The sequence below is a fragment of the Paenibacillus qinlingensis genome (assembly GCF_031455095.1).
GTDB classification, from domain to species: Bacteria; Bacillota; Bacilli; order Paenibacillales; family NBRC-103111; genus Paenibacillus_E; species Paenibacillus_E qinlingensis_A.
Map to the genome: position 1 here is coordinate 1 of NZ_JAVDSB010000021.1, position 15,221 is coordinate 15,221.

The 15,221-nt window shown below is 44.3% G+C and carries 15 protein-coding genes; 7 read left to right on the forward strand and 8 right to left on the reverse strand.

Annotated elements, in window-relative coordinates; translation table 11 throughout:
- Nucleotides 1-308 precede the first annotated feature (308 nt).
- The gene (locus J2736_RS30200) at nt 309-587 is read right to left on the reverse strand and encodes a hypothetical protein (protein WP_310502291.1); all 279 of its coding nucleotides are present in this window, start codon (nt 585-587) and stop codon (nt 309-311) included.
- A 156-nt stretch (nt 588-743) separates the two neighbouring features.
- Nucleotides 744-1,973, reverse strand: a complete 1,230-nt coding sequence (locus J2736_RS30205; RefSeq protein ID WP_310502292.1) for an S-layer homology domain-containing protein — start codon at nt 1,971-1,973, stop codon at nt 744-746.
- Between the two features lie 211 nt (nt 1,974-2,184).
- Here J2736_RS30205 and J2736_RS30210 point away from each other — a divergent pair, with 211 nt between their 5' ends.
- The 4 genes from J2736_RS30210 to J2736_RS30225 all read left to right on the forward strand — a co-directional run bounded on the left by J2736_RS30210 (nt 2,185) and on the right by J2736_RS30225 (nt 6,788).
- Complete coding sequence (locus tag J2736_RS30210; RefSeq protein ID WP_310502293.1) at nt 2,185-3,843, forward strand: FAD-dependent oxidoreductase; 1,659 nt, start codon at nt 2,185-2,187, stop codon at nt 3,841-3,843.
- Between the two features lie 155 nt (nt 3,844-3,998).
- Entirely contained in the window at nt 3,999-4,775 is a 777-nt protein-coding gene (locus J2736_RS30215; RefSeq protein ID WP_310502294.1) for a DeoR/GlpR family DNA-binding transcription regulator, read from the forward strand.
- Nucleotides 4,768-5,592, forward strand: a complete 825-nt coding sequence (locus tag J2736_RS30220) for an HAD family hydrolase (RefSeq protein ID WP_310502295.1) — start codon at nt 4,768-4,770, stop codon at nt 5,590-5,592. Before J2736_RS30215 ends, J2736_RS30220 begins: the two co-directional genes overlap by 8 nt.
- Nucleotides 5,589-6,788, forward strand: coding sequence for an MFS transporter (locus J2736_RS30225; protein ID WP_310502296.1), 1,200 nt, complete (start codon nt 5,589-5,591; stop codon nt 6,786-6,788). The genes J2736_RS30220 and J2736_RS30225 overlap by 4 nt, the downstream gene beginning before the upstream one ends.
- Nucleotides 6,789-6,836: 48 nt before the next feature.
- On the opposite strand, the gene J2736_RS30230 is transcribed toward J2736_RS30225, so the two are convergent.
- From J2736_RS30230 to J2736_RS30240, 3 genes are all read right to left on the reverse strand, one after another.
- Nucleotides 6,837-7,382 carry a hypothetical protein gene (locus tag J2736_RS30230; RefSeq protein ID WP_310502297.1) on the reverse strand — a complete coding sequence of 182 codons (546 nt, stop codon included), beginning with the start codon at nt 7,380-7,382 and terminating at the stop codon, nt 6,837-6,839.
- Nucleotides 7,383-7,427: 45 nt separating this feature from the next.
- Nucleotides 7,428-8,864: a DEAD/DEAH box helicase gene (locus tag J2736_RS30235; protein WP_310502298.1), complete on the reverse strand. Its 1,437-nt coding sequence runs from the start codon at nt 8,862-8,864 to the stop codon at nt 7,428-7,430.
- Nucleotides 8,865-8,949: 85 nt separating this feature from the next.
- Nucleotides 8,950-9,525 carry an RNA polymerase sigma factor gene (locus tag J2736_RS30240; RefSeq protein WP_310502299.1) on the reverse strand — a complete coding sequence of 192 codons (576 nt, stop codon included), beginning with the start codon at nt 9,523-9,525 and terminating at the stop codon, nt 8,950-8,952.
- A gap of 217 nt (nt 9,526-9,742) precedes the next feature.
- Here J2736_RS30240 and J2736_RS30245 point away from each other — a divergent pair, with 217 nt between their 5' ends.
- Nucleotides 9,743-10,006, forward strand: a complete 264-nt coding sequence (locus J2736_RS30245; RefSeq protein ID WP_310502300.1) for a DUF2573 family protein — start codon at nt 9,743-9,745, stop codon at nt 10,004-10,006.
- A gap of 47 nt (nt 10,007-10,053) precedes the next feature.
- On the opposite strand, the gene J2736_RS30250 is transcribed toward J2736_RS30245, so the two are convergent.
- Nucleotides 10,054-10,830, reverse strand: a complete 777-nt coding sequence (locus J2736_RS30250) for an SDR family NAD(P)-dependent oxidoreductase (RefSeq protein ID WP_310502301.1) — start codon at nt 10,828-10,830, stop codon at nt 10,054-10,056.
- A 75-nt stretch (nt 10,831-10,905) separates the two neighbouring features.
- The gene (locus tag J2736_RS30255; RefSeq protein WP_310502302.1) at nt 10,906-11,364 is read right to left on the reverse strand and encodes a chemotaxis protein CheX; all 459 of its coding nucleotides are present in this window, start codon (nt 11,362-11,364) and stop codon (nt 10,906-10,908) included.
- Between the two features lie 279 nt (nt 11,365-11,643).
- Between J2736_RS30255 and J2736_RS30260 the strand changes: the two genes are divergently transcribed.
- Nucleotides 11,644-13,323 (forward strand): PAS domain-containing sensor histidine kinase, encoded by a 1,680-nt coding sequence (locus J2736_RS30260; protein ID WP_310502303.1) that lies wholly within the window; start codon nt 11,644-11,646, stop codon nt 13,321-13,323.
- Nucleotides 13,320-14,117, forward strand: a complete 798-nt coding sequence (locus J2736_RS30265; protein WP_310502304.1) for a TIGR01457 family HAD-type hydrolase — start codon at nt 13,320-13,322, stop codon at nt 14,115-14,117. Before J2736_RS30260 ends, J2736_RS30265 begins: the two co-directional genes overlap by 4 nt.
- A gap of 516 nt (nt 14,118-14,633) precedes the next feature.
- On the opposite strand, the gene J2736_RS30270 is transcribed toward J2736_RS30265, so the two are convergent.
- Nucleotides 14,634-15,212 (reverse strand): PadR family transcriptional regulator, encoded by a 579-nt coding sequence (locus J2736_RS30270; RefSeq protein WP_310502305.1) that lies wholly within the window; start codon nt 15,210-15,212, stop codon nt 14,634-14,636.
- Between the last annotated feature and the right edge of the window lie 9 nt (nt 15,213-15,221).

Sequence of the window (15,221 nt, forward strand, 5' to 3'; positions counted from 1 at the left end):
CCAGCGTTCGTCCTGAGCCAGGATCAAACTCTCCATAATAGAAAGATGACTTGCTCATTTGAAGCTAGCGAGATTTTGCAATCTCAATTGTAGTCGATTACTCGACTGTGCTTACTCACTCGTTGTTCAGTTTTCAAAGATCAATTTCTCATGCTTCATTCCCGCCTTAACCTCAAGGCCGGACTTACAATATAGCATAATCACCCAAACAGATGCAAGCTTTATTTTTACAAATTTCGATAAAATTTGCAGCCCGTTTTGGCTGGATCAGTAAAATACCACGGGCATTTGGATAATGCAACACCTTTTTAAAAAGAATATCGATTCAATTCTTGCTGCACAAGTTCTTGCTCAAATTGCTCTTTCAATGAATCATTGCTTGGTGAAATCGATAGTCCCATTTCTCTGAACTCACGAATCAGATTCTGAATCTCATGAAAGTTTTCTTGCTGCACATATTGCTCTGTCTGATTAATAACATGGAACGCCATGGCTTGATAAGCATCAGTAAAGCTTTCATCAACTCCCTCTGCTCCCCGGTAGTCAGCATAGTACCTTTTAAAAGTATCCATCAAACTTTCTTCCATCTAAACCCACTCCTCTCAAGATATCGCATAGTTTTTCACTTCACTTTCCAAATTATACAATTAAATTAGAACAAGCTCCCTGCATGAAGCAAGGAGCTCGTTTGTTTGAATCTAACCTTTTTATCTATCTCTATTAGAAGTGCGAACTTTTTATCTCTATTTAACGTCAATTGTTGTAACGGATTGATTTTGGCCTTTAAGCTGAATCAGGTGACCAGCAGAGAAGTTAGCCAAATTACCTGTCAAAGCGAAAGTGGAAGCCACAGTATATGTAGTCGATTGATCAACGCCATTGATATTTTGTGTGATCGTGATTGTTGCAATTTTACCTTGCGCGTTAATTGTTGTTGAAGTCAATGTACCCAACACATCGAATGTAGCATTCACTGGAGCATTGCCTGTTACTTCTACAAACACAACTGTGTTGTTAAATGTACGTACTTTTACTGTATCGCCAACAGCGATTTGAGTAGCAGGTACTTTAACACCATTACGCAAAACGAAGGCATCTGGGTGCAATGTATACGTTGTTGTTGTGCCATTTTTAGTTAGGGAAAGAACATTGTTGTACACAGCTGCGTTGACAGTTCCTGTCTTTGTATTTTGATCTTCACCAGGTAGTTGCTCGTTTGTACGATCAAGAAGAGCTGCCAATTGAGCACGAGTTACATTTTGATTTGGACGGAATGTATTGTCTTCAAATCCATCAACTAAGCCTTTATCAACGGCTACTTTCACATAACCAACAGATCCAGCTGGAATTTGCTTCGCATCTTTAAATGTAAGTTGGCTAGTCATGTTTGCTTTTGCTTCCGCTTCTAATTTCAATGCTTTCACGAGTAGTGTTGTTGCCCACAGACGATTTGCTTCTTCATTAGGACGAACGCTATCATCACTTTCTGTGAATAGGTCATTCTCAAGAGCTACAGCCACATAACCTACTGCCCATGCTGGAACTTTGTCTGCATCTTTGAAGTTCAACTTCGTTGATTTTTCAGCATCGGACTCAGCTTGTTCACGCAATCCCATCAAACGAACAGCTGCTGTAATCGCTTCAATGCGAGTTACTGTTTTTTCTGGTTTGAAGCTACCATCTTCATATCCTTCGAAAACACGTTTGGAAGCTAGACTTGCAATGTAACGCATTGCCCATTGTGCATTCTTCATATCATTGAAATTAATGTTAATCGTAATGTTTGTATTGCCTTTGGAGCTGTTGGAGTTATTCGATTTATTGTCATATTTTTGAGTGTAGTTGTTGTTATTTCCTTTGTTGCCGTGATCATCGTTTTTACTGCCATTTGCAAATGCGGCAGTTCCGCCACCAGCAACCATAGTTAGTACAAGACCTGTAGCTACGAATTTTTTCATTAGGTTTTTTTTCATTTTAAAATCTCTCCCTTAGTCATGTTATGGTTTATACATAAGATGGAGCCTTCGCGAAGGGTTCCTGGTTATGCTACAAGGATTCGCCAATGCTTGTCATTTTTTGGGGGTGTTGTTTGTAAATCTTTCAAAATCAATTCTCAAAGTCTATTAAATCCACCTTGAAACTGCTAAACTGAACCATATAGTCTAACGCTAAAGGAGCTTATGTATGCGCTTACGAAACCCGCGAGTTCAACTCGTTATTGCTCTGGCTGTACTTCTAATCATTGGATCGGCCTACTCTCTCGGCAAAGTTTGGTTTAAGCAAGGAAGCATGAACGTGACTGCAGTAGTTGCTCCATCTGTAACACATCCTACTACGCCACAAGCAAGTGATGTGCCGACACCAGTACCTACCCAAGAAACGAAAACCGAGAGCAAGACCACATATCCAACCGAAAACGTTGATGTCGTCGTTATTGGAAGCGAGCTCGAAGGACTATACTTGGCGCGAGCGGCCATGGATGAAGGCCTCAAGGTGAAAATATTAGACCCTCACCAAGCCTTTGGTGGTCAAATTCTGCAAAGTCAGATGCTGTTTCTTGACGAAACACGCGATGAACAAGGTCATTTACTTGTACAAGGCCGCGCCAAAGAACTTTTTGATGGCTTCCGTAATGCTAAAATTCGTAAGTTGCCTGAGTTTACTACTTATATGAATAAACTGAGTAAGGACATCCCGATCGAGTCAGGGATTACCATTCAAGATGTTGAACAGATTCAAACACCTGACCTTATGCACAAAATTCCATCTCTCCTATATAAAACGAATACAAATGAAGTTAAGAAAATCACAGCCTCCTATTGGGTAGACAACAGTGATTATGCCGCACTAATCAGCCGTTTAGATGCCAAGCGCTTACCTGGACTTGAAAAGTTCTACGGTCAAAAAGAAATTGAGTACATGAGTGCGGGTATGATGATGAAATTTAAAAACGTGGATTGGCATAAATTCAATACGACATTTAACGCTTTGAAACCTGAGGACAGATCCAAGCAATTTGGCGGTGGAAGTGTCAGCGATAGCTTCGCAATTGGACTTAGCGGGATGACAAAGGCATACCATCCTTCTAATGATCGTGTTTTCCTAAGAGGATTAAATGCGGTAAATCAACGTGATGGTGAAGTCCTCATTAACGCGTTGCTCGTATATACGGTGGATCCTGCAAAGCCAGAGTCCATTCAAGAAGCTGTTACTTTAGGAAATAAAGAAACGGCGCTCATTTTGCAGCATTTCCGGAAAACCTTACCTGGGTGGGAAAAAGCTGAATTGGGCGAACTTCCAACCTATCCCTATGTACGTGAGTATAACCATTACGAAATGGACTACACCTTGAAGCCATCTGATCTCCTCGGCGGAGCCATGTTCTGGGACAATGTGAGTATTGGCGGCTATCCCCTCGATTTACAAGGAACAAGTGCGAACAAATGGGGAATTGAGATGGGACGTCCTGATAAGTATGGCATGCCACTACGCAGCTTTTTACTGAAAAATTATGATAATGTCATCGCCGCTGGAAAAAACGTAGGTTCGTCAGCCATTGCTTACGGAAGTACACGTATTCAGCCAAACACGAGTCTGGCCGCTGAATCCATCGGTGTTATCCTTGGCCAGCTTCATGGAAAGAGTAAACTGAGAGAAATTACACCAGAAGAAATGACGAAACTCCAAGCGTACTTAGCGACGCGTTATCAAATTAAACTGACAGGCGTAACGGCGACGAATAAGATTACAGGTTGGAACGAAGAGGAAATTCGTAAACTAGATACGGGTGAGATTACTTATCCGAGCTACATTCAAACACGTAAGAAAACAACCGTTAAATAAGAATCAGATCGTAGTGACCGTGCTCTCGTTCGTGCAACGAGCAAGCACGGTTTTTTATTTTGAAATAAGGATTGAAAGCTACTCAACATGCGTATACAATAAGCCATATACTTATAATTACTTAATATCACTTAAGTGAAGGAGGTGAATTCCCCTTGTTTCAGGAAGAACGACTTATCTCCATCCTTGAATACTTAAAATCAAATAAGCGTATTTCCGTGGATCTGATTTGTGAGCTCTATGAAGTCTCACGCGATACCGCTAGGCGAGATATGGTCAAACTAGAGGAGCAAGGCTCCATCGTTCGTACAAGAGGCGGAGCTATTCTTCCTACCCTTTATAAAGAAGTGGGCAATTATGATCAACGACTTCAAGAAGAGTCCTCTTCTAAATTAACGATTGGAAAAACAGCTGCAACCCTTGTTCAAGATGGCGATTACCTGATGATGGATGCATCGACTACGGTCCTACACGCTGCCACTGCCTTAACCTCCAAGAACAACATCGTCATCACGAGTTCGATTGAAACAGCTGCTATCCTCACCCGTAAGGAAGGCATTACGATTCATATGCTTGGCGGTGTCCTAGATACTAAACACCATGGCGTCTACGGGGCTAAGGCGATTGAAATGTTAAAAGAATATCACGTTGATAAGCTATTTATTGGTACGTGTGGTATTTCCGAGACAGGTCTGTCTGCCCCCAATGAAGAGGACTGTTATTTAGTTAGAGCCATGATGCAGTATGCAGATCAAGTGATTGTACTCGCGGATCATTCCAAGTTCGGCAAGCGCTTGTTCCATCATGTCGTTGGATTTGAAAACATCGATATGCTTGTGACCGATCAAGCGCTTAGCGAGGAAATGAAAGAACGTTTATTTGCCAGTGAAGTGGAAATTGTACTTGCAGGAGGAGAAGACCAACATGATTAAACTTATCGTTAGCGATCTTGACGGCACGTTGCTTGACCATCATAAGAAAGTAACTGAACGCGAACTAAATGCCCTACGCCAAGCAAAAGAAGCTGGCATCACACTTTGTCTAGCTTCAGGCAGAATGAATATGGAAATGCAAAAGGTACTTCAAGACATCCAACATCAAGGCCATTCTGTTTCCCAAAATGGTGCCTTTATCCACTTAGTGGATGGGACACTTCTGCAAGCAAAGCTATTTGAGCCTTCCATCGCTCATCAAGTCTTTCAGAAGCTCAAAGCATACGACGTGGTAAAGCTAATTTGTACCGGAGATGCCAATATCATCGAAAGCATAAGCCCGGCGTCCGACGAGATTCAAGCGAGAATGTTTGAACCCTTCCTTTTGAAAAGCGAGATTGAGCAGTCCTTGAAGGATGCATTCCCGATCTGCAAATTCTCTCTCTTTGGTCGCGTAGACGTATTACTAGAAATTAAGAAAGTACTAGAAAACGAACTGCCTGATCAACTGGACATTTATTTGGCGGATAAAGATTGTCTCGACATCATGCCTCATCAGGTTTCTAAAGGCACCTCCATATTGACTCTAATCGCACATTTAGGCTTCAAGCCTGAGGAAGTCGCATGTTTTGGAGATTCCTTTAATGATGTGTCCATGTTCGGCATTACACCGCATAGCTTTGCCATGCATACGGCTCATGCCGATGTGAAAAAGCAAGCCGCTTACACGGTGAATTCCGTATCCGAAGCCATAGCCCATGTATTTGCTTTCAATGAAAAGAAGACGACGGAACATAAAGGCAGTACTGTACGATGAGAAGACTGTTATTCATGGGCTGCTTATCCTACTTACTAACAGGCAGTACACACGTAATCTTTGGCGCGGTGCTTCCTGAACTAATGGCCCATTATGGTCGTAGCTATAGTGGCGGTGGCATGCTGGTCTTTTTGCAATTTGGAGGCTTCATGTTAGGCGTGCTTGCAATGCCAGCACTCATTCGTCGCATCAGTCGTAGAAGTACAATTACAATGGCATTTAGCTTATTGTTTATTGCCATGCTCGCTATTGGATTACTGCCACCTTGGCCCCTAGTGATTGGATTGACCTTCCTTGCAGGCATCTCCTTCGGTCTTGTGGAATCCAGCATAAGCACATTCGTTCTCACGGCAGCCAAAGATCAACAAGCCGTTGCCTTCAGCAAGCTTGAAGTTTACTTTGGACTAGGCGCCTTAGTTATGCCGCTAGTTGCCAGTTTACTTATCGCAAACGGCGTATGGAAACATGCGTTCGTTTTACTTAGTATAAGCGCATTGGTCACTGGACTCATTTGGTCCAAACTTTCCTTAGGTGAGCATGATGAATTACTTGCACATAAAGCTGACCGTACACAGAAAGCGGAGCGAATACCCGTTTTATCTAAAAAGTCACTCCTGTTTCTCTTCTTACTTATGACCGTTTTCTTCTTATATTGCGGTATGGAAAATACGATCGTTAATTTCTTACCCTCTATTTTTAAAGATCAGCTAAATGCTTCGAGCTCCATCGCTTCACTTGGTGTTACCGCTTATTGGCTAACCATGGTGATTGGACGTGTATTTGCAGGTGTACTTGCGGAAAAGATTACGTATTTAAAATATTTAGTCTTCTCGTTTGCCTTAAGCGTGCTAACCGTACTCGTTTGGCTATTTAGTACGAATTTATGGAGTAGCTTTGCCGTTATCCTCTTGCTTGGATTATTCATGTCCGGTATGTTCGCCGTTGCGCTTATCTACGCCAATCAACTATTGCCAGGGCGTACGGAACAAACAACGAGCGCATTGATCGCCGCAGGCGGTTTAGGTGGCGCCATCCTGCCGCTGGGTGTCGGTTGGGGCATGGATCACTTCCATGTAGGCGTCTCGATCTGGTTTGTTCTCATCAGTATGTGTGTTGTGTTCGGAATTATTATGTACACACGTAGATGGCAGGCACCAGTGATGCGTGTACAGCAGGATGATATTGTTACTTCCTAAACGAAAAACCCTTCAGATCCACTTGGTGGACTTGAAGGGTTTTTCGCTTTACTGGAATGGTTTAAGCTGGATAAGAATCGACTTATCCTCGAATACCACATTCTTGATCCCAATTAATTTGGGCAAATGGGATTGAAGTGGAATTTCAACTGGCGCTAATTGAAGCCATGAACTCGGCAACTGCCAATTCTTGATCTGTGTATTCACATGTTGAATGACCAAATTAGGCGGTTCCCAACTTAAAGTAAACAGCGCGAGAGCACCAATTGGGATCCGCTCGTGCCACCTCACATTGACATCTGCCTCAACCATCGAACCCTGCAGATTCAGCGTGGCGCCTTCCATGCGAAAGTCATGTGGCAGTTGGGTATGCGACGCTAATTGCTTTTTGAGCAATTGATTGACATCCTCTTCCGAAAGCCGGACTTCCAGCTTGCGGGAAAGGATCATTTCTGCAATTTTGTTGCTAATGGATATCTCTTTATACTGCAGATCAAGCGACTCTGTTGGTTTCACATACTGAATGACGATGACTAGCATCACCGCGGCGATGACAGCCAGAGTCAAGATAGCAAACATTAATTTCTTCAGCATGCTTTACACCCCGCAGATTGTGAATAAGCTTCCATTCGAAGCGTGCTATTCTTCTTTATTCTGCTGCTTCTCTTTCAACCAGCGCGGAGCGCCCTTGCTTTTGCGATCGCGCTCGCGTTGCGCTTTGCTGACGGCCTTGCCTGCGGCAGCCGTCTTCCCTTGCGCTGCCGGCTTCGCCGGAGCAGCGCCCTGCTGGCCGCGCGCGTCTGGCGCCGCGGCACTAACACGCACCGCGCCCGCTGGCGCGGCAGCATCACGCGCGCCGGCGGAGCCGCTGCGCGAAGGAGCTGCGCCGCTCGGGCGCGCGGCTTCACGGCGGCTGCGCATCGTAGCCGCACTGCGATCTTGGGCCGGGTCGACTAACCGGCCCTCGTACATAGCCTTCGGCTCAATCGTGATGCCGAGCTGCTTCTCGAATTTTTCGATGATGAAGAGTTCCTTCGAAGTCACGATAGAGATCGACGTCCCTTCACGACCCATCCGGCCTGTCCGACCTACACGGTGAAGGTAATACTCCGCATTCGTCGCTACATCCAAATGGAACACATGCGTGACTCCCTCAATATCGAGCCCTCGAGCAGCCACATCCGTTGCCAGCAATAATTGGAATTTCCCATCGCGGAAATTACCCATGACTTTGGCACGATCCTGCTTGCTGGCTTCTCCATAAAGAGCTTCAACCGAAAGACCTACATATTGAAGCTTGCCAACGACTTGAGCAATATCGTCAGTCACATTAATGAAGACAATCGCGGAAGTTGGCTTAATCATCCGAACAAGTCTTCGGAGTGTGTCGATCTTTTCGCGTTCCTGACACACCACATAGTGATGCTCTAAGGTTTCAGCCGTACGCTGGGAGGGGTTAATTTTGATAATTACCGGATCCTTTAACCATCTTCCTGCCGCCTGCTCTGTACTTTGCGGAATTGTCGCCGAGACAAACACCATTTGACTAGTACGAAGCATCCCCTTAAGTACCGCTTCTACATCCTGCATTGACCCAAGTTCAAATACTTGGTCAACTTCATCGACAATGCCGATTTTCACATGATGCAGTGTAAGCTTACGTACCTTCATCAACTCAAGCAAACGTCCAGGTGTTCCAACAACGATATGTGGGTGTAAACGCAGCTTTTCGATCTGTCTCGCAACAGCCGCTCCACCGATCAAAGATTGCGCACGAATAGGTCCCCCACTCGTCAGCTTCTCAATTTCTTGCATGATTTGCATGCCTAGCTCTCGTGTTGGGACCACAACCATGACTTGCAATTGTTTCTGTGTTGCATCAATCCGCTCTAGGGCTGGCAATAGATAAGCTAGTGTTTTCCCTGTTCCTGTCTGGGATTGAATAATCGCATCTTTTCCTTGCAGCAGAACGGGAATCCCTTCCGCTTGAATCGGAGTTGGCTCACCTATCCCTAATTCTTGTAATTTATCTAAATATGTCTGTGCAATCTGCAGCTCTTCAAAACTTGTGCTCAACGCTAAATACCCCTTTTCTCTTCCAACCTCATGCCCATATTATATGCTAGAGTGCCCCAGCAAACAAATATATGCCCATATCCCTCTATTGATCAGAGCCCCACTCCTTCAAAAACTTCTGCTTAATCGCGTCGCGCGCGCGAAAAAGCCGCTGTCTCACAACACCTTCGGTCACGCAGAGTTCACTCGCCATATCCTTGTATGATAAATTATGGATCCATTTCATGGCGATAATCTGTCTATAAGCAGGATTAAGTTGATTGATATAGGCGATAACAGCCTCTCGCATCACCTTCATTTCAACCTCTATATCTGGAGCTGCCGAATATTCCGAAGTAGGGGCTGACTCTTTTAGTGAAAACAAGATTTCCGTTTCAAGCTCATCTCGGTTACGTTTATGTTTACGCAAATGATTTAAAGTTACGTTACGGGTAAGTCTTTTGAGCCAACTCTCATATTTATCAATCTCTGTTAATAACGGGGCTTTGTGAACGGCACGAAGAAAGGACTCCTGGATAATATCTTCCACAGCCGCGTGATCTCTCAAAATAAAGTTAATCATCGGATAAACGAGCAAGTAAAATTCTTTATAAATTTGCTCCTGCATGCTCTTATCTAATGTGTTAAAGTCGCTGTTAAATATCTCTCTCAGTGACTTCATCGTGTTCCCTCCTAGCCTACAGGTAAAAAGACCCAAAATGTATCTACCTTATTTTAGGATAAAAAGGGGGAGTAAACAATCGTTCTGGTAAAATTAACGGAAAAATTTACCTTCGTGTCACGAGAACTGCTTTTTGACAGCGTCAACTTCATCTATTAAACTAATATTTAACTAAAAGTGTTCCAACTACCTATTTCCATCCGAAGGGATGAAGTCAATGAATACGGATTTCGAAAACGATTTTAACACGTTGGTTACCAAAACAGCCGAGCTTATTACCGGTGATTCGTCGCCAGAAATGATCGAGAAAATCAAAATATGGGCTTTCTTCAACCATGTTCATAAGGCTTTGCCTGCGCTCGCATCGCATTGGAATCAATCTCATCCTGAAGCGAAGGCAGAGATGCGAAAGATTTTTGAGGAAATTCGTGCGCTCAATCAAGCGAAACAAGCAGCGAAGCCCGATCAAGCAGATACGTAGCATATGCAGAAAAAAAAGCGACCCCAATCATCCGACTGGGAGTCGCTTTATTTTTTATTCATAATACCAGTAGCTAGCTTATTGAATAGTCGAGGAAACATATGAAACAATTTGACGCCAGCACCTGCTACAAAAGGCAGGTTCTTCTCGGGAATGTTTTTCTCTACGGCATGAATAAGTTCTTTAACAACTTTTTCTGGCTTCAGCATAAACCAGGCAATGTTCTTCACATAGTTACCGCTCGGGTCCGCTTTGTCGAAAAATGGTGTCGCAATCGGGCCAGGGTTAATCGCTGTTACCACTACCCCCGTATTCGCTAGTTCCATTCGCAAACTATTCGTAAATCCAAGGACAGCATGCTTCGTTGCGGAATAAGCTGTTGATTTGGCAGAGCCGATTTTCCCCGCCATCGACGCAATATTAACGATATGCCCATTACCTGCGCTCAACATATGCGGGAGAACAGCTTTCGTACATCTTACGAGCCCAAGGTAGTTCACATCCATCATCTCTTCAAAATGAGCAAGAGGCGCCTCAACAAAAGCTTCGAATATGCCATAACCGGCATTGTTAATCAGTATATCAATACGCCCAAATTCAGCGATAATTCGACTCACAACTTCATTAACCTCATCTGTCTTTGTAACATCCATAGCGTAGACGGCATGCCGTCCTTTCAAGCTGGAAGCAATTTGTTGCAGTTGATCTGTACGCCGTGCCGTTAACACAGGAATAGCACCCTTAGCTGCAAATTGTTGAGCCATTAAAGCCCCAATCCCACTTGAAGCACCTGTAATTAAGACGACCTTGTTCTTAATGTCCAACCTGTTCCGCTCCCTCCAACGCATAAAAAAAAGGAGTTACCATGATCTAGGTACTCCGTACGTTTCTTACTTATATTACGTAATTATTACTTGAATGTCTAGTTCACCAATGCCATCCATAATTAATGGAATCGTTAATGCTTTCTTCGGCACAAATCCTGCTGCCGTAGCAGATTGGACCAACTTCGGTGGCGTGATGTCTACCCGTACGCCTTGATTAAAGAGCATCGTGCTCGCATTCCCACTGATCATATTGCCCAGTTCCGAAATGGCACTCTTCCCCATTTCATCCATCTCCGTGACAACGAATCCACCCATCATGGCAGATACCATTTTCAAAGCAACATCTTCAGCTAAGCCAAAGACCACATCGCCTTCCATTTGCCCAGTCATCCCGATTTGGATCCAGATATAATTTTCCACAAATTTGACGTCTTTAATGCCGAGCTGCCCAGTTGTTGGGCGAATGTTAGCAACTTGCTCGATGACGATTCTAGCCGACTCCAAAAAGGGATTAATGTACTCAGCCTTCATAGCTCCGCTCCGATCTCATTTGCGAATAAGTTCCACAGAAAAACGACCTTTTTCAACATTATACATAAAATTTTAGGACAAGTATACTGTCAATTTAACAAAAATAGTTCTAACTACTCAGATACATACCCCCACTTCAACCTTCATACTTAAATTGTCGAAGCCTGTAATTGCCAGAAATGAAATTATTTAAGGAGATTAACATTGGTAAATTATACAATATATTAGCTATATCTGTTAAACTATTAAAATAATCTCGAAAAGGAGAGCTGAGAGTCAATGACGATGAACCCCCCTCCTGCAAGTGCGCGGAAATTATCGAAGTACTTCGTATGTATCGTAGTGCTCTTCGGTGTAGATTTATTTGGATTACAACAGCTAGCTTTTTTTCAACATAATCGCCTGGCAAGTATTTCTCTTGATTGCGGCGTATTCGTCGTATTCATGATACTTCTCTTATTCATAATTAAGTTACTCCAACAACGTGAAAATACGATTTCAGAAACGTCTGAGCGATATAAATCACTGTTTGATAACCATCCTGATTCCATCATTTCTTTCAGTTTGGATGGCGATATCCTGTCTTCCAATCATGGGCTTGAAAGCCTTCTTGGTTTGGGAGAAGAATCATCAAAATCCGCCTCTTTTCTTCCTATGATTCACCCGCCTGATCTACTCAAAACATTGCACCATTTTCAAGTGGCCTCTGAAGGAATGCCCCAAAACTTTGATGCTTCTTTCTTACATCAGAATGGATTTCCTATCCCTTCTAATGTAACTTTTGTTCCGACGAAGGTGGGAAACCAAATTGTTGGGGTTTATGCTATTCTCAAAGACTTGACGGAAATAAGAGAACAGAAGAAAGAAATTGATAAGCTGTATAAACAAAATCAACTCATTCTAAACTCGGTTTCAGAAGGCATTTATGGCATTGACACGAATGGACGAACTATTTTTTGGAATAAAGCAGCAGAAGCGATCACGGGTTGGAAAGTAGACGAAATGCTTGGAAGACGAATACATAATGTAATACGTCCTGTTCATCAGGATGGTACCTTCGTAATTCCCGAGGAAAACGCGACAGTCAATACCATGCTTCAGCGAGAAGGTTCGGTTCTTAATAAAGATGTATTTTGGAAAAAGGATGGGGCCAGCTTCCCCGTTGAATATATGTCTAGCCCTATGCTCGATGGCGGCGGTCAGCTTCTTGGTACCGTTATTACATTCAACGACATTACGGAATTGAAGAAAACGCAGGAATTATTAATAAAATCTGATAAACTATCAGCTGTAGGACAATTGGCTGCCGGTGTCGCACATGAAATCCGCAATCCACTGACTGCCTTAAAAGGATTCCTCAAGCTGCTCACAACGAGCACTTCAAAGGAGCAGTATTACATTGAAATTATGCAAAAGGAACTTCAGCGTATAGAATTTATTGTGAACGAGTTTTTGTTAGTTTCCAAACCACAGGCTACGCACTTCGTTACTAGCACGCTGCATCCGATTATCATGAGCACGGTCGAATTACTTCAGCCTCAAGCATTACTCAGTAACATTGAAATTGAGACAGAGGTTGACGCTGGACTTCCGCCAGTTACTTGTGATGTGAATCAAGTTAAACAGGTCTTTATTAATATTATGAAAAATGCCATAGAGTCCATGTCGCAAGGCGGCAACCTGCGCATTTATGCTGAATTGAAAGGCACGGGAGATCACATCATCGTCCGCTTCGTGGATCAGGGGTGCGGCATCGCACCTGAACGCCTCCCTAAACTTGGGGAACCTTTCTACAGCACGAAAGAAAAAGGAACTGGACTCGGCTTAATGGTTTGTTATCGCATCATTGAAGCGCATGGGGGTTTCATGAAAATAAGCAGTAAACTTACGGAGGGGACGATCGTTGAGATTACTCTGCCGACTACAACTTACCTATCTAAAGGAGCAGCAACAGGATGAACGGATTTCTGATCGATCTCGATGGAACACTTTACAGAGGACATGAGCCTATCCCTGGTGCCGCAGCTTTCCTGGAATGGCTGCACCAGGAGCAATTGCCTTACTTATTGGTGACGAACAATTCGTCCCGCACCCCAGAGCAGGTAGCCGAGCATCTGCAAGCGCTCGGCATCGAAGTGCCCGCAGACGCCGTCTACACCTCTTCGCAGGCGGCTGCACAGTACTTGAGCGAGCAGCACGCGGGTCATCGCGTGCATATGATCGGCGAAGACGGCTTGCGGATCGCACTGGACGCAGCCGGCTTCGCCCTAGATGAGACGACGCCGGATTACGTCGTCCAAGGCATTGATCGCAGCTTCACCTATGGGAAGCTGACGGAAGCGGTCCGCCATTTGAAACATGGTGCGACCTATGTTTTAACCAATCCCGACCGGCTGCTGCCGTCGGATGGAGGGCTAATGCCAGGGGCAGGCACCCTGGCAGCTGCGATCACCGCCGCCTCCGGCGTGAAGCCGGTGGTGATCGGTAAGCCTTCGCCGATCATTATGGCGTATGCCATTGAGCGGCTTGGTCTGCCTGCCGCCGATGTCTGGGTCATCGGCGATAACGTGCACACCGACATCCGCGGAGGCGCGATAGCGGGGTGCCGCACGGCACTTGTGCTGACTGGCGTCGCCACGCCAGACAATGTGCACGAGCAGCTGGCGTCGGCTGGCTTGACGCCGGACTTGGTCTGCGCGGATTTACCGCATTTCATAGCGCAGCTGAATGCATTAGCTGCATCGGGCAATTAAGCGATAGCTGTAGCTGCTCTTACGGGCTTAAATAGAAGAAAACCTGCGAATGTGCAGGTTTTTTTCTTCGTTTTACTCCTGTAACAGCCAAATTCCTGCGAATGTGCATCCTTTTATCCTCAATTTGCGATTCCAAGAGGAATTGGCTAAGAAAGCCTGCAGATTCGCAGGTATTTCATATTTTCGGGATAAATCCCTCAGAAAGCCTGCAGATTCGCAGCCTTTTCCATCACCTCATGATCTACCTAACCGTATCCCTCTAATTAAACAAAACAGTCCCACTAGCATGATAAAACCTGTCGACCATGCAAAGGTAAAGTCATTCTTATAAACCATGAAAGCACCCAGACAAATTAAAACAATTCCCATCACTATATTATATAATTTCATGATGTCTCCTTTGTTCAATAGCAGTATAGTAGTTATCCTACCAATAATGCCTTATAAAATCAAAAACCGCACTACCTTATTCATCAAGGCAGTGCGGTTCTTCTTTGCACTCTTTCGTTTTCTCCCTTACTCAATCCGATCCCAATCCACGTCGAGCTCCGAATTCCGCTCCTGCAGCCGCCCCTCGCGGGCATCACGCTGCAACTCTTCTAGCCACTTTAACTCGGTAAAAGCACGCTTATAGCTCCCGACCATCATCTGCAAGACGACGCGTGGAACAATGTTGATATGCTCGTGGTATAAGCTTTTCATCTTGTTCATAATCATTTTCTGTTCCAAGATTTTATGTTCAAGAATATCCGCAATTTTGGCTTGGTCGCCATGAACGGTAAACGGCAGAGCGACATAGAGAGGATGATAATGCTTAATCTCCTCATGCAATTGATGGGACAATAGTTCTTGAAACTTTCGCTTACCCGCTTCTGTGATTTGATAAATGGTCTTCTCGGGCCGATTCGTATCCCGCACGACTTCTAGTGCCTCTACAAGCCCCTCTTTATGCAGCTGATCCATTGCATAGTAGAGCGAGCCATCCTGCAGCTTCATATAATTCGTCATGCCGCGTTCTTTCATCGTTTGGCGAATCTCATAGGTATGCCGATTGGCTTCCATTAATAGTCCGAGAATGACCAGCTTTATCGACATATGTGTAAA

Excerpts from the sequence above, each read along its gene's own strand:
- J2736_RS30220 (WP_310502295.1), top strand. The coding sequence starts at position 4,768 with ATGATTAAACTTATCGTTAGCGATCTTGACGGCACGTTGCTTGACCAT.
- J2736_RS30205 (WP_310502292.1), bottom strand. The coding sequence starts at position 1,973 with ATGAAAAAAAACCTAATGAAAAAATTCGTAGCTACAGGTCTTGTACTA.
- J2736_RS30255 (WP_310502302.1), bottom strand. The coding sequence starts at position 11,364 with ATGAAGGCTGAGTACATTAATCCCTTTTTGGAGTCGGCTAGAATCGTC.
- J2736_RS30245 (WP_310502300.1), top strand. The coding sequence starts at position 9,743 with ATGAATACGGATTTCGAAAACGATTTTAACACGTTGGTTACCAAAACA.
- J2736_RS30230 (WP_310502297.1), bottom strand. The coding sequence starts at position 7,382 with ATGCTGAAGAAATTAATGTTTGCTATCTTGACTCTGGCTGTCATCGCC.
- J2736_RS30225 (WP_310502296.1), top strand. The coding sequence starts at position 5,589 with ATGAGAAGACTGTTATTCATGGGCTGCTTATCCTACTTACTAACAGGC.
- J2736_RS30260 (WP_310502303.1), top strand. The coding sequence starts at position 11,644 with ATGACGATGAACCCCCCTCCTGCAAGTGCGCGGAAATTATCGAAGTAC.
- J2736_RS30200 (WP_310502291.1), bottom strand. The coding sequence starts at position 587 with ATGGAAGAAAGTTTGATGGATACTTTTAAAAGGTACTATGCTGACTAC.
- J2736_RS30270 (WP_310502305.1), bottom strand. The coding sequence starts at position 15,212 with ATGTCGATAAAGCTGGTCATTCTCGGACTATTAATGGAAGCCAATCGG.
- J2736_RS30240 (WP_310502299.1), bottom strand. The coding sequence starts at position 9,525 with ATGAAGTCACTGAGAGAGATATTTAACAGCGACTTTAACACATTAGAT.
- J2736_RS30210 (WP_310502293.1), top strand. The coding sequence starts at position 2,185 with ATGCGCTTACGAAACCCGCGAGTTCAACTCGTTATTGCTCTGGCTGTA.
- J2736_RS30265 (WP_310502304.1), top strand. The coding sequence starts at position 13,320 with ATGAACGGATTTCTGATCGATCTCGATGGAACACTTTACAGAGGACAT.